We start from the raw sequence: 17,473 nt of genomic DNA, 5'->3' as shown, positions 1-17,473 counted from the left end.
GCCCCCCCCCCCCCCCCCCCCCCCCCCCCCCCCCCCCCCCCCCCCCCCCCCGGCCCGGGGGGGGGGCCCCCCCCCCCCCAACCCCCCCCGGGCCACCCCCACCCCCCCCCCAACAAAAGGACCCCCATGCCAACCCTCCCCACCACCACCAACCCCACCACCCCCGAATTCCGCCAGGCAACCACCACCATGCGGGCCCGGCTCGTAGAGCTGGACGGTGAGCACCGCAAGGCCCTCGCCGGGGGCGGCGAGAAGTACACGCAGCGCCACCGGCGACGCGGCAAGCTCCTGCCCAGGGAGCGCATCGAGCTGCTGCTGGACGAGGACACCCCGTTCCTGGAGCTGTCCCCCCTCGCCGCCTGGGGCAGCGACTACCCCGTCGGCGCCTCGATGGTCACCGGCATCGGCACCGTCGAGGGCGTCGAGTGCATGATCACCGCCAACGACCCCACCGTCCGCGGCGGCGCCTCGAACCCCTGGACGCTCAAGAAGGCCCTGCGCGCCAACGAGATCGCGTACACGAACCGGCTGCCGTGCATCAGCCTCGTCGAGTCCGGCGGCGCCGACCTCCCCTCCCAGAAGGAGATCTTCATCCCGGGCGGCGCGATCTTCCGCGACATCACCCGGCTCTCCGCCGCCGGCATCCCCACCGTCGCCGTCGTCTTCGGCAACTCCACGGCCGGCGGAGCGTACGTCCCGGGGATGTCCGACCACACCGTGATGATCAAGGAACGGTCCAAGGTGTTCCTCGGGGGGCCTCCGCTGGTCAAGATGGCGACCGGCGAGGAGAGCGACGACGAGTCGCTGGGCGGCGCCGAGATGCACGCCCGTACCTCCGGGCTCGCCGACCACTTCGCGGTGGACGAGCACGACGCGATCCGCCAGGCCCGCCGCATCGTCGCCCGCCTCAACCACCGCAAGGCGCACCCCGATCCAGCCGGGCTCGCCGAGCCGCCGAAGTACGACGAGGAGGAGCTGCTCGGCATCGTCCCCGAGGACCTGAAGACCCCCTTCGACCCGCGCGAGGTCATCGCCCGCATCGTCGACGCCTCCGACTTCGACGAGTTCAAGCCGCTGTACGGGACGAGTCTGGTCACCGGCTGGGCCGAGCTGCACGGCTACCCGATCGGCATCCTCGCCAACGCGCAGGGCGTGCTCTTCTCGGCCGAGTCGCAGAAAGCGGCCCAGTTCATCCAGCTAGCCAACCAGCGGGACATCCCGCTCCTGTTCCTGCACAACACCACCGGCTACATGGTCGGCAAGGAGTACGAGCAGGGCGGCATCATCAAGCACGGCGCGATGATGATCAACGCGGTGTCCAACTCCCGGGTGCCGCATCTGTCCGTCCTCATCGGCGCCTCCTACGGCGCCGGGCACTACGGCATGTGCGGGCGGGCCTACGACCCCCGGTTCCTGTTCGCCTGGCCCAGCGCCAAGTCCGCCGTGATGGGTCCGCAGCAGCTGGCCGGCGTCCTGTCGATCGTGGCCCGGGCCTCCGCGCAGGCCAAGGGGCAGCCGTACGACGACGACGCGGACGCGGCGCTGCGCGCGATGGTCGAGCAGCAGATCGAGGCCGAGTCGCTGCCGATGTTCCTGTCCGGCCGGCTGTACGACGACGGCGTCATCGACCCCCGTGACACCCGGACCGTCCTCGGGCTGTGCCTGTCGGCGATCCACACCGCCCCCGTCGAAGGCGCCCGCGGCGGCTTCGGCATCTTCCGGATGTGAGCGCCATGACCCAGCACGAGGCCGATCCCGAACCCATGACCGTCATCGAGCCGAAGGCCGATCCCCGCCCGAAGGCCGATCCCCGTCCGAAGGCCGAGCCCCGTCCGCAGGCCGAGCCCCGTCCGAAGGCCGATCCCGAAGCGAAGGCCGGCACCCGGCCCCGGGCCCTGATCAGGTCCGTCCTCGTGGCCAACCGGGGCGAGATAGCCTGCCGGGTCTTCCGCACCTGCCGTGAGCTGGGCATCGCCACCGTCGCCGTGTTCTCCGACGCCGACGCGGGCGCCCTGCACGTACGGGAGGCGGACGCCGCCGTACGGCTGCCGGGGGCCGCGCCCGCCGAGACGTATCTGCGGGGCGACCTCATCGTGCGGGCCGCGCTCGCCGCGGGCGCCGACGCCGTGCACCCCGGCTACGGCTTCCTCTCCGAGAACGCCGGATTCGCGCGGGCCGTCACCGCCGCCGGGCTCACCTGGATCGGCCCGCCCCCCGAGGCCATCGAGGCCATGGCGTCCAAGCCCCGCGCCAAGGAGCTGATGGGCCTGGCCCCCCTCGACCTGGCCGGTGTCACCGACGCCGACCTCCCGCTGCTCATCAAGGCCGCGGCCGGCGGCGGCGGACGCGGCATGCGGGTCGTGCGGCAACTGGACGCACTGAAAGGCGAGTTGACGGCTGCGCGCAGCGAGGCGCTCAGTGCCTTCGGGGACGGGGAGGTGTTCGTCGAGCCGTACATCGAAGGCGGGCGCCACGTCGAGGTGCAGATCCTCGCCGACGCGTACGGCACCGTGTGGGTGCTCGGCACCCGCGACTGCTCCCTCCAGCGCCGGCACCAGAAGGTCATCGAGGAGGCGCCGGCGCCGGGCCTCGGCCCCGAGCTCGGCGAGGAGCTGCGCGCCCTGGCCGTGCGGGCCGCGAAGGCCACCGAGTACCGGGGGGCCGGCACCGTCGAGTTCCTGGTCGCGGACGGCCGCGCCCACTTCCTGGAGATGAACACCCGGCTCCAGGTCGAACACCCCGTCACCGAGGCGGTGTTCGGCATCGACCTGGTCGCGCTCCAGCTCCGCATCGCCGAGGGCGAGGCCCTGCCGGCCGCCGTGCCCGAGCCCAAGGGGCACGCCATCGAGGCCCGGCTCTACGCCGAGGACCCGTCCGCCGGCTGGGCGCCGCAGACCGGCGTGCTGCATCAACTGGCTCTGGACGGCGTGCGGTTGGACCAGGGCTACGCGGCCGGTGACAGCATCGGCGTGCACTACGACCCGCTGCTCGCCAAGGCCGTCGTGCACGCCCCCACGCGCGCGGAGGCCGCCCGCAGGCTCGCGGGCGCGCTCGAACGGGCCCGCATCCACGGCCCGGTCACCAACCGCGACCTCCTCGTACGCTCCCTGCGTCACCCCGACTTCACGGGCGCCGACGAGGACTCGCACGCCCCCGGCCGTCTCGACACCGGGTTCTACGAGCGCAACCTCGCCACCCTGACCGCCCCGCTGCCCGGCGCCCGGCACGCGGCGCTCGCCGCGGCCCTCGCCGACGCGGCTTCCCGGGCCGGACGGTTCGGCGGCGGCTGGCGCAACGTGCCCTCGCAGCCGCAGGTCAAGCGGTACGGGGAGCACGAGGTGCGGTACCGGCTCACGCGCGAGGGGCTGGTGGCCGACGACTACCCGGGGGTGCGTCTCGAATCCGCCGCCCCGGGCCGCGTACGGCTCGAAATCGACGGACTGGTGCGGGAGTTCACGGTCGCGCGGTACGGCGGCGCCGTGCACGTCGACAGCGCGGCCGGGTCCCACGCCTTCCCCGTCCTTCCCCGCTTCACCGATCCCGGCGACCTCGTCGCGCCCGGCTCGCTGCTGGCTCCCATGCCGGGGGTCGTGGTGCGGGTGGCCGACGGGGTCGGCGAGGGCTGCCGCGTCAGCGCGGGCCAGCCGCTGCTCTGGCTGGAGGCCATGAAGATGGAGCACCGCGTCACCGCTCCCGCCTCCGGCACGCTCACCGCGCTCCACGCCGTCCCCGGCCGCCAGGTCGAGGTCGGCGCCCTGCTCGCCGTCGTCGTATCGGAGGCCGAACCAGCATGACCGGTGTGATCGAAAGCCAGGAGAACAAGGACCTGCGGGCCGCCGTCGCCGCCCTGGGAGCCCGCCACGGCCGCGCGTTCGACCGGGCCGCCCTGTGGTCGGAGGCCGCCAAACTCGGCTACCTCGGCGTCAACCTGCCCGAGCAGTACGGCGGCGGTGGCGGCGGCATGGCCGAACTGTCCATAGTCCTTGAGGAGTTGGGGACGGCGGGCTGCCCGCTGCTGATGATGGTGGTCTCGCCCGCCATCTGCGGCACCGTCATCGCCCGCTTCGGAACCGAGGAGCAGAAGCGCACCTGGCTCCCGGGCCTCGCCGACGGCACCCTCACCATGGCGTTCGGCATCACCGAGCCCGACGCCGGGTCCAACTCGCACCGCATCACCACCACCGCGCGGCGCGACGGCGACGACTGGATCCTCACCGGCCGCAAGGTGTTCATCTCCGGCGTCGACATGGCGGACGCCACTCTCGTCGTCGGCCGCACCGAGGACGCCCGCACCGGCCGCCTCAAGCCGTGCCTGTTCATCGTGGAGCGCGACGCCCCGGGTTTCGGGCGCTCGCAGATCGACATGGAACTCCAGGCGGCGGAGAAGCAGTTCGAGCTCACCCTCGACGACGTGCGGCTGCCCGCGGCGTCCCTCGTCGGCGACGAGGACGCGGGCCTGCTCCAGCTGTTCGCCGGGCTCAACCCCGAGCGCATCATGACGGCCGCCTTCGCGATCGGCATGGGCCGCTACGCCCTCGCCCGGGCCGTCGACTACGCCACCACGCGCCAGGTGTGGAAGCAGCCCATCGGCGGCCATCAGGCCATCGCCCACCCGCTGGCCCAGGCGCACATCGAGCTGGAACTGGCGCGCCTGATGATGCAGAAGGCGGCGGCCCTGTACGACGCGGGCGACGACGTCGCGGCCGGCGAGGCCGCCAACATGGCCAAGTACGCCGCCGCCGAGGCCTGTGTGCACTCCGTGGACCAGGCCGTCCACACCCTCGGCGGCAACGGCCTGACCCGCGAGTACGGGCTCGCCTCGCTCATCACGGCCTCCCGGGTGGCCCGGATCGCGCCGGTCAGCCGCGAGATGATCCTCAACTACGTCTCGCACCAGTCCCTGGGACTTCCCAAGTCGTACTAGACGGACCAGGAGGTCCCGGTATGGACTCGTCCTCCCCTGCCACCCCCGCGCCCCCCGCCCCTCGCATCCTGCGCAGCGAGTACGCCGACGTGCCCGTCGTCGACGAGCCCATCCACGAGGCGGTCCTCGCCCGCTCCAGCGCCACCCGCCCCGACGACATCGCGCTCGTCGACGGCACGGACCCCAGCGGCACGACGACACTCACCTACGGCCAACTGGACGCGCAGCACCGGAGGTTGGCTGCCGCACTGGCCGCCGCCGGGCTGCGCAAGGGCGATGTGCTGGCCCTGCACAGCCCGAACTCCGTGCTCTACCCGGTGGTGTTCTACGGCGCGACCCGGGCGGGGGCCTCGGTCACCACGGCCCATCCGCTGTGCACCGCGGAGGAGTTCGCGAAACAGCTCGCCGACTCCTCGGCCCGCTGGATCGTCACCGTCTCCCCGCTCCTGGCGACCGCGCGCCGGGCCGCCGAACTCGTGGGCGGCATCGCGGAGATCTTCGTCTGCGACCGGGCCGAGGGCCACCGCTCGGTCGTGCACGACCTCCTGACCTGCGACGCCCCCGAGCCCGCCGTCAGCATCGACCCGGCCGATGACATCGCCGTACTGCCGTATTCGTCGGGCACCACCGGCGTCCCCAAGGGCGTCATGCTGACCCACCGCAACATCGCCACCAACCTGGCCCAGCTGCACCCCCTGGTCCCGATGGTGCCCGGCGACCGCATCCTGGCCGTGCTGCCGTTCTTCCACATCTACGGCATGACGGCCCTGCTGAACGCGCCGCTGCGCTGCGGCGCCACCGTCGTGGTGCTGCCGCGCTTCGAACTCGGCCAGTTCCTCGCCGCGATCGAGCGGCACCGCATCACCGGCCTGTACGTGGCGCCGCCCATCGTGCTGGCCCTCGCCAAGCATCCGGCGGTCGCCCGGTACGACCTGTCGTGCCTGGAGTACATCGTCAGCGCGGCGGCCCCGCTCGACGCCGAGCTCGCGGCGGCCTGTTCACAGCGGCTCGGCCTGCCGCCGGTCCGCCAGGCGTACGGCATGACCGAGCTGTCGCCCGGCACCCACACCGTCCCCCTCGCCACCCCGGACCCGCCGCCGGGCGCGGTCGGCAAGCTGCTGCCGTCCACCGAGATGCGCATCCTGCGCCTGGACGACCCGGAGCGCGACGCGGAGCCCGGCGAGGAGGGCGAGGTCGCCGTCCGTGGCCCGCAGGTCATGAAGGGCTACCTCGGCCGCCCCGAGGCGACCGCCGCGATGATCGACCCCGCCGGCTGGGTGCACACCGGCGACGTCGGCCGGGTGGACGACGACGGCTGGCTGTACGTGGTCGACCGCGTGAAGGAACTCATCAAGTACAAGGGCTTCCAGGTCGCCCCCGCCGACCTGGAGGCCGTGCTGCTCACCCACCCCGGCATCGCGGACGCGGCCGTCATCGGCGTGTACGACGCGGACGGCAACGAAGTGCCCAAGGCCTTCGTCGTCCGCCAGGCGGGGGCGCCCGGCCTGGACGCCGACGAGGTGACGCAGTACGTCGCCGGACGCGTCGCCCCGTACAAGAAGGTGCGCCGGGTCGAGTTCGTCGACAGCGTGCCGCGCGCCGCGTCCGGCAAGATCCTGCGGCGTGAACTGCGGCAGCGCGAGAAGGACCGGCCGGCATGAGCGGCACCGCCGCACCGCACCGCGGCAACGGAACAGCAGGAGGACCACGCGTGACACTCGTCCGGGCCACCCACGAGCGGGGCATCACCACCCTCGCCCTCGACTCGCCGGCCAACCGCAACGCCCTGTCCGCCGCCCTGGTGGCCGACCTCGGCACCGCCCTCACCCACTGCGCGGCCGACCCGGAGGTCCGCGCCGTCCTGCTCACCCACACCGGCACCACTTTCTGCGCGGGCGCCGACCTGAAGGCCCCGCCGGACCCGGCGGCCTTCGTGGCCCTGATGCGTACGGTGGTGGAGCTGCGCAAGCCGGTCGTGGCGCGGGTGACGGGCCACGTCCGCGCCGGGGGCCTCGGGTTGCTCGCGGCCTGCGACATCGCGGTGGCGGGACCCGGCTCGTCGTACGCGTTCACCGAGGCGCGGCTCGGTCTCGCCCCGGCGGTCATCTCCATGCCGGTGCTGCCCCGCATGGACCCGCGCGCCGCGAGCCGCTACTACCTCACCGGGGAGCGGTTCGACGCGGCGGAGGCGGCCCGCACCGGTCTGGTCACGGTGGCCGCCGACGACGTGGACGCGGCCCTCGAACCGGTCCTCGACGGGCTGCGCCGGTCCTCGCCCGAGGGCCTGGCCGCGTCGAAGGCCCTGCTCACGGCTACCGTGTCGGAGACCTTCGACCGCTGGTCGAAGGAGCTGACCGCCCGCTCGGCGTCCCTCTTCGCCTCCGCCGAGGCGCGGGAGGGAGTGACGGCCTTCCTCGAACGACGGGACCCCGCATGGGTGTTGTGACCCCACCGAAGACCCCCAAGCAGGACCGCAGCCGCGCCACCCGGCAGCGCCTGCTCGAAGCCGCCGTCTCCTGCCTGGCCGAGCACGGCTGGGCCGGCTCGACGGTGTCGGTGGTCGCCGAGCGCGCCGGGGTCTCGCGCGGCGCCGCCCAGCACCACTTCCCGACCCGCGAGGACCTGTTCACCGCGGCCGTCGAGTACGTGGCCGAACAGCGCTCGCGCGCGCTGCGGGCCCTGGACCGCAGCGACCGCCGCGAGGTGGTGGCCGGCCTCGTCGGCCTGTACACGGGCCCGCTGTTCCGGGCCGCGCTGCACCTGTGGGTGGCCGCGTCCAACGAGCCCCAGCTGCATGCCCGGGTGACCGATCTGGAGGCGAAGGTGGGCCGGGAGTCGCACCGCATCGCGGTCGAACTGCTCGGCGCCGACGAGACGGTGGCCGGGGTGCGCGAGACGGTGCAGGGCTTCCTCGACATGGCCCGCGGCCTCGGCCTCGCCAATCTGCTCACCGACGACGCGGCCCGCCGCGAGCGGGTCGTGGCGCAGTGGGCGGTGCTGCTCGACGAGGCACTCGCCTGACAACGGCGAAGCGCCGGGCGCGCGGTCCTTGAGACCGCGCACCCGGCGCTTCGACGGCCGGCGGCCGACCCGGGGTGACCCGGACCGAGCGCCGACCGGTTTGATCAGCTGCCGCTGGCGCCGTTGCCCGAGAGCACCGGGATGTTGTCCAGGACGTGGGAGATGGGCTCGTCGCCCTTGGCCTGCGTCGAGTTCTCGGTGCACTGCTGGTTCTGCGGGGCCGAGAGGATCGGCACGTCCTGGAGGACGGTGATCGGGACCAGGCCGACGAGGGACGCCAGGTTGGCCTTGACCGGGACGCCGGCGCAGAGCTTGTTCAGGGAGCCCTGGACGAGGGTCATCTGGGGGCTCATGTCGCCGTCGGTCTTCGAGTTGCCGAAGGCCTGCTCGGCACCGTTGCCGCTGAGCGACGTCGTGCCGCCGTCGTTGCCGATCGCCATCGCCTGCGGCGCGGCCATCATCGCGACACCGGACACGGCTGCGGCGACGGCTGCGGCCGACCACAACTTCTGCATGTCTACTCCTGTTGGTCTGATTCCACTGACGGGGATCTGTGAAGAGAAACGCAAAGAATCTCTTGAGGTTGCGCCCTGTCCCCCGGACAGAGCATTGCGGGAATTCGAATCCGCCCGGCCGTGGTATACGGCAGTCACCACGAAAGATGGTGAGGGAACATGACGGAGACGCAAGGCGCCTGGCACCGGCAGACATTCATTCCGGTCACCCGTCGACGATTCGAGAGCGAGGCGGCGGCCGAGCCGTTCTTCGCGGACCTGGTGCGTTCCTGGGCCGCCGAAGGACGTACGGTTCCGGGCCGCCCCGACTGGGAATGGAACGACATCGTCAACGGTTCCTGCTGGCCGGTGTGAGGCAGCGCTGGAGCACGGCTTCGAACCGGGCGCGTCAAAGGCCGGATCGCCGGAACGTTCGCACCGGTGATCCGGCCTTTCACGTCAGGGTGCCGGACCACCGAAGGGATTGACAGCGGTCCGGCTGTCCTGAGAACCCTGGGTTCAGCTGTGGCTCGCGCCGTTGCCGGAGAGCACCGGGATGTTGTCGAGGATGTGCGAGAGCGGCTCGTCGCCCTTGGCCTGCGTCGAGTTCTCCGTGCACTGCTGCGTCTGCGGCGCGGACAGGATCGGCACGTCCTGGAGGACGGTGACCGGCACGAGACCCACGAGGGACGCCAGGTTCGCCTTGGCCGGCAGGGCGATGCAGGGCTTGTTGAACGAGCCCTGGATCAGGCCGATCTGCGGGCTCATGTTGCCGTACGTGGAAGAGTTCCCGTACGCCTGCATCGCGTGGTTGCCGCTGACCGAGGTGGTGCCGCTGTCGTTGCCGATCGCCATCGCCTGCGGCGCCATCGCCGCGGACGCGCCGACGACGGACACGCCGACGGCTGCTGCCGCCATAGCCTTCTTGATCACGCTGGTCCCTTTCTGGTGGTTGCCCCGTACGGAGCCACCTGCCCAACCGCCCGCTCTGCGGTTTGGTTTCTGCCCTTCACTCTTTCGGCCGTACGAAAATGAGACCGACCGAATCCGTGTGCCGTTTATCGGTTGGGATTATATGGAGAACGATGACCGGGTTTCCGGTGCCGTGTTCGGCATCCTGGCGCCGCGTGGGGAACCGTTCGGGTGAAGCGCCGGAACCAAACCAGTGCGGCGAAGTTGACCAGGCAGTAGTACGGCGCAGTGGATAGGAGCGCGGTACTGCACGTGCTCTCCACCAAGAAAAGGGAAGACCATGCTCAAGAAGGTTATGGCCGCGTCCGCTGCCACCGTTTCGCTTGTCGGTGCTTCCGCCATGCTGGCCCCCCAGGCCATGGCCATCGGCAACGACAGTGGCACGACCTCGCTCAGCGGCAATGGCGCGAAGCAGGCCTTCGGCAACTCGAAGACCGACGGCGACATGAGCCCCCAGCTGTCGCTGGTCCAGGGCACCCTGAACAAGCCCTGCCTCGGTGTTCCGGTCAAGGCCAACCTGGCGTCCCTCGTCGGCCTGGTCCCGATCACCGTCCTCCAGGACGTGCCGATCCTCTCGGCCCCGCAGAACCAGCAGTGCACCGAGAACTCGACGCAGGCCAAGGGCGACGAGCCGCTCTCGCACATCCTGGACAACATCCCGGTGCTCTCGGGCAACGGCGCTGCGGGCAGCTGAACCCCTCTCGCGTAGCCGCTCGGGCTGCCGTGGTCCCCTCCGGACCGCGGCAGCCCGAGTTTTTTTGTGCGGCAAATCCGTTTTCGCGGAAAAGGCCGAAGAGTGAAAGGCCGTGCCTCCTGCCATTTGGGTGATGGATTTGATAGGGCGCCGCCCTTCGGTTTCCTTTGCCCGGATCGGTCGTTACCCAGTCGTCAGCGGCTCCTTGGGCGAAAGCTCTGGCAACGCGCCGTGAGCAACGACTGGTTGCGTGACTTTTTGACTGAGGGAAGGAAATCCACGTGAAGTACATGAAGGCTGCGACGGTTCTGGCCGGTCTGGTCATCGCCGCGGGTGGTGCCGCCGCTCCGGCGTTCGCCGACTCCGAGGCCCATGGTGCGGCCGTCGGCAGCCCGGGTGTCCTGTCGGGCAACCTGCTCCAGGTCCCCGTCCACGTCCCGATCAACCTGTGCGGCAACACGGTCAACGTGATCGCGCTCCTGAACCCGGCGTTCGGCAACACCTGCGTCAACAAGTGACGTAAAGACCCTCCACTCCGATTTTGGGGCGTGCCCTCCGCACGCCCCAAAGTCGGTTCTTCCCCAGTTTTCCCCCAGCTTTTTCCCTGCGACACGGAAGACAGCCCATTGCGCCAGGTCATCAGCAAGACCCTGTTTACCGCCGTGGCGGCCACGAGCGTCCTTTCGATGAGCGGAGGTTACGCTCAGGCCGCCGGCACGGATGCCGAGAACATGGGCTCGCCCGGCCTGCTCTCGGGAAACACGGTGACGGCGCCGGTGGAGGTCCCGGTCCAGGCGTGCGGGAACACCGCTGACCCGGTCGGAGCGCTCAACCCCTCCTTCGGCAACCACTGCCAGACGATGTCGCCCGAGGCCCGACGCGCGGTGCGGGCAGCCGAGGCGATGGCGGACTCGGCGGACGAGGGCGGGTACGGCGAGCGTCCGGGCGCGGGTGGGTACGGCGACCACCCGGGCGCGAGTGGTCCGTACGCGCCGTCGTACGAGCGGCACCACGCGCCGCACGCTGCCAGTGAGGCCAGCTCCGTGGCGAGCGGCTCTCCGGGTGTGCTGACGGGCAACTCCGCGGGGGCGCCGGCCGATGTGCCGGTCCAGGCGTGCGGCAACACCGCCACCGGAGTGGGCGGGCTCAACCCGTCGATGGGCGGCCACTGCAAGACCGGCCCGGAGACGGCCCCGCCCCGCACGCGGACCCACCATGCGCCGCCGGTGCACCAGGCTCCGCCTGTGCGTCACGCGCCGCCCGTTCACCACGCGCCTCCGGTGCATGAGGCGCCTCCGGTCCGCCATGCGCCGCCCGTTCACCACGCGCCTCCGGCACATCAGGCGCCGCCGGTCCGCCATGCGCCGCCGGTGCATGAGGCACCCCCGGTTCACCACGCGCCGCCGGTTCACCACGCACCCCCGGTGCACGAGGCACCCCCGGTTCACCACGCCCCGCCCGTCCACCACGCCCCGCCCGTCCACCACGCGCCGCCGGTCCACCATGCACCCCCGGTCCGCCATGCGCCGCCGGTACATGAGGCACCCCCGGTTCACCACGCGCCGCCGGTCCACCACGCACCCCCGGTCCACCACGCACCTCCGGTGCACGAGGCACCCCCGGCTCACCAGGCTCCGCCGGTTCACCACGCACCTCCGGTGCATGAGGCACCCCCCGTCCACCACGCACCCCCGGTGCATGAGGCACCCCCGGTGCACCAGGCACCTCCCGTGCACCACGCCCAGCAGCCCCACCACCCCACCCAGCACCAGCACCAACACCTCGCCCCCCGCGTAGTCGCCCCCGTGGCTGCCGCGCACGGGGTGGCCGGGCCTCGGCTTGCTGATACGGGGGGCGGGTCCGCGCTGTTCGCGGGGGCCCTCGGGGCCGCCGGGCTCGTGCTCGGCGGGGGTGTGCTCTACCGGCGGGGCAGGGCGATGGCCCGCGTCTGACCCCGGGCCCGCCGCCAGGACCCCCATCCGCGGCAAGTGACGGCCGAGGGCTCGGGGTGGGGGGCAGGGCGGTTGGCAGGCTCAACTGCCATACAGGAAGAGCTAGTTGTGGCGCGGGGCTTCGGATGCCCCGTGTGCATGTGTCCGCGCCTCGGGGCCCGGCTCCTGTCCAGGAGTCGGGCCCCGAGGCGTATGAGGTGCGGCCCGGAGCGGTTCTGAGGGGGCCTCAGATGGGCGGAATTCCTCGTACCCCCGTTCGGGGGGCTTCTGGCGTGGCCTGCTTATCTTCCCTATCGGCGCAATAAGAATATTTTCCAACCGGGAATCCGGGGAGGTCCTCAGAACCAAGGGAGCGCGCATGCGTCAGCGACGTCATCGAGCGGCCACCTTCACCACGAGCGTTCTGGCGGTGGGCGCCCTCTTCAGTCTGGCACTGGCGCCCGGTGCCGACGCCCAGCCGCCGGGGAGTGGCGCCGATCCTCCCCCCGCCCACGCCTCGGTCGCGCACTTCGGCGCCTTCCTGGACTCCGGCCCCCTCGGCGTGCAGCGCATCTCGGCGCTGCAGAAGTGGCTGGGCGGCACCGACGTCAAGGTGGGCCACACCTATCTGCCGGGCAACACCTGGTCCGACATCGAGGGCAGGGCCGGCTTCCTCGGCGACTGGGCCACCTGGCGCAGGGACCGCGCGGACCGCACCCTGGTCCTCAACGTGCCGATGCAGGCGCTGAACGAGGCCGGCATTCCCGACTTCCGGGTGCGCCAGCTCCTGGCCAAGGGCGCGGCGGGCGACTTCGACGCGCACTTCAGACGGCTGGCCCAGCGCCTGGTCGACCTGAAGGTGCCGGACACCGTGATCGTGCTCGGCTGGGAGATGAACGGCACCACGTACACCCACCGCTGCGGACCGGACCCGGCGGCGTGGAAGACGTACTGGAGGAACGCGGTCGCCGCGATGCGGTCGGTGCCGGGGCAGAAGTTCCGCTTCGACTTCGCGCCGAGCCGCGGGCGGGACGCGGTGCCGTGGACCGAGTGCTACCCGGGCGACGACGTCGTCGACATCATCGGCATGGACTCCTACGACCAGCCCCGGGGCCAGAGTTTCGACAAGCAGGTCAGCGAGCCGTACGGGCTCCAGCAGCACGTCGACTTCGCCGCCGCGCACAAGAAGCCGATCTCCTACCCGGAGTGGGGGCTCTTCCGCAACGGCGACAACACCGAGTACATGCGGCGCATGCTGGCCTGGATGGACGCGCACAAGCCGGTGTACAACACCATCACCGACTACTGCCCGCACGGGGTGTGGGAGTGCGCGGACAACCCGCGCGCCTCCGAGCTGTACCGCTCGATCCTGTACGGCCGCACCGAGCCCACCCCGGCGCCGTCGGCCCCGGTCACCCCGGTCACCCCGGCGCCCTCGACCTCGCCGGCCCCGAGCGCGTCCACGAGTCCGACCCCGTCCACGAGCCCGTCCACCAGTCCTGGCCCCTCGACGAGCCCGAGCCCGTCCACCAGCCCCCAGCCCGCGACCCCGCCCGGCAGCGGCCCGAGCCCCAAGCCGGCCGCGCCCGCCGTGCCGAAGCCGCCCGGCACCTGTTCGCCGATCGACCTCGGCCCGTGGGTCGAGTACTGGATGGGAGGCAAGCTCTGCCTCCGGCTCGACTGGTTCTCACGCCGGTCGTGACGCCTTGGGGGCGGGCCGGCGCCGCTCGTCCCGCCACTGCCGCAGAGCCCGCCGGGCGGCGCCCGCCCGGCGGCGCAGGCGCGCGTGGGCGCTGCTGGCCCACAGCAGCGGCAGGGTGCGCCGCCTGGACAGCAGAAAGCGCTGGTTGACCTGCATGTCGGGCCGCCAGTGCTGTTTGTACGGCTCGTTGCCGCGCAGCAGGCTGAGCGTGGTGCGGCCGGTGCCGTCGATGCGCTGGGCGCCGGCCCGCAGCAGCATCGTGGCCACGTCCACCTTGCGGCCGCGCAGCACGGGGTGGACGCCGTACAGATAGCCGCCCGAGAGCGACGGCGAGAGCAGGGTGAGGTCGGAGGCGACGACCTCGCCGTCCAGGACGAACTCGGTGACCACCGCGTCGCCCTGGCGCGCCATCTCGCTCACCGCGCGCGCCAGATGGGCCTCGAACCGGGGCCGCAGGTGCTCGCGCGTCACCCCGCGGCCCTGCCACTGGAGCGCGTGCAGTTCGAGCAGCGTGCGCAGGGCGCCCGGCACCCGCTGGTGGGGGACCGTGCGCTCCTCCAGGCCCAGCGCGTCGATCTTCCGCAGCTTGGCGCGGATGCGCTGGCGCCGGCCCGACGGCATCCGGGCGAGCAGCGCCTCCATGCCGCAGGCGGGCAGTTCGAAGCAGCGCGAGTGCATCAACCGGTGTTTGTACGAAGGCCAGTTGGCGTGGATGCGCTCGGCCCCGGCGCCCGGCCGCACCTCACCGAGGTCGATGAGGGCGCCGCGCGCCGAGGCGAGCAGCGCCCCGGTGAGCGCTTCGGCGGCCTCCTGCGCGCAGTCGTCGTCCAGGAGTACGTCCATGAAGTCGGTGATCGCGCCGCCGAGCGGGACGAGCGCGGGGAACGGGCGGCGCACCCGCATCAAAGGCGCGGCCCCCACCAACTGGTCGTCCCGGTAGACGAGATGGACGCGCAGCCGGCCCCGGATCCCGTACGAGAGCCACCACGAGTGGAGCCACGCGTGGGTCTGGAACGGGGTGGCCGAGCGGCAGCGGCGGTGCAGTTCCTGCCAGGGGGCGGCGAGGTCGGCGAACCGGAGGTCGTCGGTGCACACCTCGACGCGCAGGGCGGACATCAGCCGACCTCCTGCGGTACGGCGGTGGCGCCCGCAGGACCCGGCACCGAGGCCGCGCGGGCGGTCTCCGGTTCGGTCTCGGGGCGCCGGCGCGGCCGGGCGAGCAGGGCGAGGCCGCCGAGCAGCCCGCCCGCACAGCCGCCGACCAGACCGGTCAGGGCGGGCGAGGGGGAGGAGGGGGCGAGCGGGGTGGCGGCGCGCGAGAACTGCACGACCCGCACCCCGGTGTCGGCGCGGGTGTGGGCGCCGTTCACGGTGAGGGCGCGGGCCACCGCGTTGGCCATGCCCGCGGCGTCCGCGGCCCGGCCGGAGGTGGCGGTGATGGCGATCATGGGGGCGTCGGGCGAGGTCGCCGTCTGCACGCTGTCGCGCAGCGTCTTCGCGCTCACCCCCGCCCACACCTGGGCGTCGCCGATGACGGCGACCTCGGTCGCGACCCGGCCGTAGGCCTGCGCGAAGCCGAGCGCCACCGACGGATCGGCCTTCTCGGCCGGGGTGACCACCACATAGCTGGTCGCGCTGTACTGCGGCGGCTTCACCACGCCGTACACGCCGCCGGCCGTCGCGCCGAGCAGCGCGCACACGGGCAGCGGCCACCAGCGCGGCAACGCCCGGGCGCGCTGGTGGCCACGGGTGGGGTGGGCCTGGCGCGGGCCGGAGAATCTGCTCATCTGGACTCTTCTTTCTCCGAGGTGTTCGTCAGGGGGGCCGGCGTGTTCGTCGGGGGAGCCGGCGAGAGGTCCGCCGACGCGGTCGTCCGCGCGGCCGGCAGCGGCGCGGCGACGGGATGCGGCAGCGGCGCGCGGGCGACGGCCGCCTCGTACACCTCGACGAGGCGGGCCGAGGTGGCGCGCACGTCGTAGCGGCGCACCGCGTCGGGCACGGGCAGTCGGCCCGTGTCCCGCAGCCCCGCCAGGGCGGTGGTGAAGGCGGCGGCCGTGCGGCCGGTGCGCAGGGCGCCGGGGGCGGCGCCCGCGGGCAGGTCGTCGACGGCCGGGCAGGTCACGTAGGCGACGGGCAGCCCGGCCGCGAGGCCCTCCACGACGGCGAGCCCGAACGCCTCCTCGCCGGAGGGCGAGGCCAGGCAGTCCACCGCCGAGAGGATGCCGGCCAGCGTGGGGCGGTGCCCGGCCGGGGCGCCGGCGTCCTGGACGCACTCGCCGGCGAACACCACCCGGCCGGCCACCCCGAGCCGTTCGGCACGGGCCCGCAGCGGTTGCTCCTGCTCGCCCGCGCCCGCCAACACCAGCCAGGTGTCCGGGAGTTCACCGACCGCGTCGATCAGGGTGTGGAACCGTTTGCCCGCGGCGAGCCTGCCGACCGCGCCGACCGTGAACGCCCGTGCCGGGATGCCGAGTTGACGGCGTACGGAGGCGCGGGCGCGGGCGTCGAAGGCGAACCGGTCCGCGTCGATGCCGTTGGGCACCACCTGGATGCGGCGCTCGGGCACGCCCCACTGGGCCAGCCGGCGCGCGATGGTGGCGGACACGGCGACGGTGGTGGTGCCGAGCCGCTCGCTCGCCAGGTAGAGGCCGCGCACCCCGGGTCCGAGCGGGCGGCCCTCGATGCGGGCCTCGCCCAGGGAGTGCTCGGTGGCCACGACGGTACGCACCCGGGCGAGCCGCGCCGCGAGCCGCCCGTACAGGCAGGCCCGGTACAGATGGGTGTGGACGACGTCGTAGTGGCCGCGCGCGATGAGCCGGGTGAGGCGGGGGAGTGCGGCCAGGTCGCGGTTGCCGGCCATGTCGAGGTTGCGCACCCGGCCGCCCTCGCGGACGACGGCGCGGGCCACGGCGCCGGGGTTGGTGAGCGTGACCACGTCCGCCTCGTACGGCAAGTGCCGCAGCAGCAGCCGCAGTTGCTGCTCGGCGCCGCCGACGCCGAGGCCGGTGATGACGTGCAGGACCTTCACGGGCCCTCCGGGAGGTCGGCCGGGTCCTGGCGGCGCCAGCGGTGCAGGCCGCGCTTGAGGCGCAGGCGCAGCGCGGTGTCCTGCTCGCCCACGTGGACGCGGGGCAGCGCGTAGCGGCCGGTGAGCGGGCCCGGGTCGATGGCGCAGGCGTACTGGTAGCCGGCCGCGCGGACCGCGTCGGCGGCCCGTACGTCGACGGCGCCGTAGGGGTAGCAGAAGCCGGTCACCTCGTGTCCGGTGAGCTCGGTGAGCAGCTGCCGGCTCTCGTGCGTCTCGCGGCGCAGGGTGTCGTCGTCGGCTTCGGTCAGGTCGACGTGGCGCAGGCCGTGCGAGGCGACCTCCATGCCCCAGGTGGCGGCCTGCTGGATGCCGCGCTCGTCGAGCAGCGGACGGCGCGGGCCCAGCGGGTCCCAGTCGTTGACGCCGCCGAGCAGGCCGGGCAGGACGAACACGGTCGCGGTGAACTCGTGGCGGCGCAGCAGGGCGAGGGCCTCCGCGGTGAAGTCGGCGTAGCCGTCGTCGAAGGTGAGGCCGACCAGGCCGCGGGCGGTGCCGGCGGCGCGGGCCCGCAGGAGTTCGGCCATGCTCACCCCCTTGAGGCCCTGGCCGCGCAGCCAGCGCAGCTGGCGTTCGAAGCGGGGCGGCGAGACGGTGATCCGGTACGGGTCGTCCGTGGTGTGGGACACCGAGTGGTACATGGCCACCCA

Annotated in this window: 17 protein-coding genes; 11 read left to right on the top strand and 6 right to left on the bottom strand. The window is 72.7% G+C overall.

Annotated features, from left to right (window positions below; all coding sequences use genetic code 11):
• The first annotated feature begins 126 nt into the window (after positions 1–126).
• From ACGF3I_RS26195 to ACGF3I_RS26170, 6 genes are all read left to right on the top strand, one after another.
• Positions 127–1,728 carry an acyl-CoA carboxylase subunit beta gene (locus tag ACGF3I_RS26195; RefSeq protein WP_393136033.1) on the top strand — a complete coding sequence of 534 codons (1,602 nt, stop codon included), beginning with the start codon at positions 127–129 and terminating at the stop codon, positions 1,726–1,728.
• Positions 1,729–1,895: 167 nt separating this feature from the next.
• Positions 1,896–3,794 carry a biotin carboxylase N-terminal domain-containing protein gene (locus ACGF3I_RS26190; RefSeq protein ID WP_393136051.1) on the top strand — a complete coding sequence of 633 codons (1,899 nt, stop codon included), beginning with the start codon at positions 1,896–1,898 and terminating at the stop codon, positions 3,792–3,794.
• Complete coding sequence (locus tag ACGF3I_RS26185; protein ID WP_393136031.1) at positions 3,791–4,924, top strand: acyl-CoA dehydrogenase family protein; 1,134 nt, start codon at positions 3,791–3,793, stop codon at positions 4,922–4,924. The genes ACGF3I_RS26190 and ACGF3I_RS26185 overlap by 4 nt, the downstream gene beginning before the upstream one ends.
• 20 nt (positions 4,925–4,944) lie before the next feature.
• Positions 4,945–6,585: a 4-coumarate--CoA ligase family protein gene (locus ACGF3I_RS26180; protein WP_393136029.1), complete on the top strand. Its 1,641-nt coding sequence runs from the start codon at positions 4,945–4,947 to the stop codon at positions 6,583–6,585.
• Between the two features lie 50 nt (positions 6,586–6,635).
• Complete coding sequence (locus tag ACGF3I_RS26175; protein ID WP_393136028.1) at positions 6,636–7,370, top strand: enoyl-CoA hydratase family protein; 735 nt, start codon at positions 6,636–6,638, stop codon at positions 7,368–7,370.
• Positions 7,358–7,945 (top strand): TetR/AcrR family transcriptional regulator, encoded by a 588-nt coding sequence (locus ACGF3I_RS26170; protein WP_393136026.1) that lies wholly within the window; start codon positions 7,358–7,360, stop codon positions 7,943–7,945. Before ACGF3I_RS26175 ends, ACGF3I_RS26170 begins: the two co-directional genes overlap by 13 nt.
• Positions 7,946–8,049: 104 nt before the next feature.
• Here ACGF3I_RS26170 and ACGF3I_RS26165 read toward each other — a convergent pair whose 3' ends face one another.
• Complete coding sequence (locus tag ACGF3I_RS26165) at positions 8,050–8,460, bottom strand: rodlin (RefSeq protein ID WP_393136024.1); 411 nt, start codon at positions 8,458–8,460, stop codon at positions 8,050–8,052.
• A gap of 159 nt (positions 8,461–8,619) precedes the next feature.
• On the opposite strand from ACGF3I_RS26165, the gene ACGF3I_RS26160 reads away from it, so the two are divergent.
• On the top strand, positions 8,620–8,814 hold the full coding sequence (locus tag ACGF3I_RS26160; protein ID WP_393136022.1) for a hypothetical protein: 195 nt from the start codon (positions 8,620–8,622) through the stop codon (positions 8,812–8,814).
• Between the two features lie 144 nt (positions 8,815–8,958).
• Here ACGF3I_RS26160 and ACGF3I_RS26155 read toward each other — a convergent pair whose 3' ends face one another.
• Positions 8,959–9,372 (bottom strand): rodlin, encoded by a 414-nt coding sequence (locus ACGF3I_RS26155; protein WP_393136020.1) that lies wholly within the window; start codon positions 9,370–9,372, stop codon positions 8,959–8,961.
• A 319-nt stretch (positions 9,373–9,691) separates the two neighbouring features.
• Here ACGF3I_RS26155 and ACGF3I_RS26150 point away from each other — a divergent pair, with 319 nt between their 5' ends.
• The 4 genes from ACGF3I_RS26150 (at position 9,692) to ACGF3I_RS26135 (ending at position 13,738) form a co-directional block, all read left to right on the top strand.
• The gene (locus ACGF3I_RS26150; RefSeq protein WP_393136019.1) at positions 9,692–10,105 is read left to right on the top strand and encodes a rodlin; all 414 of its coding nucleotides are present in this window, start codon (positions 9,692–9,694) and stop codon (positions 10,103–10,105) included.
• A 290-nt stretch (positions 10,106–10,395) separates the two neighbouring features.
• On the top strand, positions 10,396–10,623 hold the full coding sequence (locus tag ACGF3I_RS26145; RefSeq protein WP_393136049.1) for a chaplin: 228 nt from the start codon (positions 10,396–10,398) through the stop codon (positions 10,621–10,623).
• Positions 10,624–10,791: 168 nt separating this feature from the next.
• Entirely contained in the window at positions 10,792–12,057 is a 1,266-nt protein-coding gene (locus tag ACGF3I_RS26140; RefSeq protein WP_393136017.1) for a chaplin family protein, read from the top strand.
• A gap of 358 nt (positions 12,058–12,415) precedes the next feature.
• On the top strand, positions 12,416–13,738 hold the full coding sequence (locus ACGF3I_RS26135; RefSeq protein WP_393136015.1) for a glycoside hydrolase family 26 protein: 1,323 nt from the start codon (positions 12,416–12,418) through the stop codon (positions 13,736–13,738).
• Here ACGF3I_RS26135 and ACGF3I_RS26130 read toward each other — a convergent pair.
• From ACGF3I_RS26130 to ACGF3I_RS26115, 4 genes are read right to left on the bottom strand one after another with little or no spacing between them, the layout of a single operon-like run.
• Positions 13,724–14,854 (bottom strand): GNAT family N-acetyltransferase, encoded by a 1,131-nt coding sequence (locus ACGF3I_RS26130; RefSeq protein WP_393136013.1) that lies wholly within the window; start codon positions 14,852–14,854, stop codon positions 13,724–13,726. The genes ACGF3I_RS26135 and ACGF3I_RS26130 overlap by 15 nt on opposite strands.
• Entirely contained in the window at positions 14,854–15,525 is a 672-nt protein-coding gene (locus ACGF3I_RS26125; RefSeq protein WP_393136011.1) for a lipopolysaccharide biosynthesis protein, read from the bottom strand. The genes ACGF3I_RS26130 and ACGF3I_RS26125 overlap by 1 nt, the downstream gene beginning before the upstream one ends.
• Positions 15,522–16,766 carry a glycosyltransferase gene (locus tag ACGF3I_RS26120; protein ID WP_393136009.1) on the bottom strand — a complete coding sequence of 415 codons (1,245 nt, stop codon included), beginning with the start codon at positions 16,764–16,766 and terminating at the stop codon, positions 15,522–15,524. The genes ACGF3I_RS26125 and ACGF3I_RS26120 overlap by 4 nt, the downstream gene beginning before the upstream one ends.
• On the bottom strand, positions 16,763–17,464 hold the full coding sequence (locus ACGF3I_RS26115) for a polysaccharide deacetylase family protein (protein ID WP_393136007.1): 702 nt from the start codon (positions 17,462–17,464) through the stop codon (positions 16,763–16,765). The genes ACGF3I_RS26120 and ACGF3I_RS26115 overlap by 4 nt, the downstream gene beginning before the upstream one ends.
• Between the last annotated feature and the right edge of the window lie 9 nt (positions 17,465–17,473).

This window comes from Streptomyces sp. NPDC048111 (genome assembly GCF_043202815.1).
Lineage (GTDB): Bacteria > Actinomycetota > Actinomycetes > Streptomycetales > Streptomycetaceae > Streptomyces.
Note: the sequence above shows the minus strand (reverse complement) of the source record. Positions and strands in the feature narration are given on the sequence as shown.

Bases quoted from the DNA above. Each gene is read 5' to 3' on its own strand.
- ACGF3I_RS26195 (WP_393136033.1), top strand. From the start codon at position 127: ATGCCAACCCTCCCCACCACCACCAACCCCACCACCCCCGAATTCCGC.
- ACGF3I_RS26185 (WP_393136031.1), top strand. From the start codon at position 3,791: ATGACCGGTGTGATCGAAAGCCAGGAGAACAAGGACCTGCGGGCCGCC.
- ACGF3I_RS26180 (WP_393136029.1), top strand. From the start codon at position 4,945: ATGGACTCGTCCTCCCCTGCCACCCCCGCGCCCCCCGCCCCTCGCATC.
- ACGF3I_RS26170 (WP_393136026.1), top strand. From the start codon at position 7,358: ATGGGTGTTGTGACCCCACCGAAGACCCCCAAGCAGGACCGCAGCCGC.
- ACGF3I_RS26165 (WP_393136024.1), bottom strand. From the start codon at position 8,460: ATGCAGAAGTTGTGGTCGGCCGCAGCCGTCGCCGCAGCCGTGTCCGGT.
- ACGF3I_RS26160 (WP_393136022.1), top strand. From the start codon at position 8,620: ATGACGGAGACGCAAGGCGCCTGGCACCGGCAGACATTCATTCCGGTC.
- ACGF3I_RS26150 (WP_393136019.1), top strand. From the start codon at position 9,692: ATGCTCAAGAAGGTTATGGCCGCGTCCGCTGCCACCGTTTCGCTTGTC.
- ACGF3I_RS26145 (WP_393136049.1), top strand. From the start codon at position 10,396: ATGAAGGCTGCGACGGTTCTGGCCGGTCTGGTCATCGCCGCGGGTGGT.
- ACGF3I_RS26140 (WP_393136017.1), top strand. From the start codon at position 10,792: ATGAGCGGAGGTTACGCTCAGGCCGCCGGCACGGATGCCGAGAACATG.
- ACGF3I_RS26135 (WP_393136015.1), top strand. From the start codon at position 12,416: ATGCGTCAGCGACGTCATCGAGCGGCCACCTTCACCACGAGCGTTCTG.
- ACGF3I_RS26130 (WP_393136013.1), bottom strand. From the start codon at position 14,854: ATGTCCGCCCTGCGCGTCGAGGTGTGCACCGACGACCTCCGGTTCGCC.
- ACGF3I_RS26125 (WP_393136011.1), bottom strand. From the start codon at position 15,525: ATGAGCAGATTCTCCGGCCCGCGCCAGGCCCACCCCACCCGTGGCCAC.
- ACGF3I_RS26115 (WP_393136007.1), bottom strand. From the start codon at position 17,464: ATGTACCACTCGGTGTCCCACACCACGGACGACCCGTACCGGATCACC.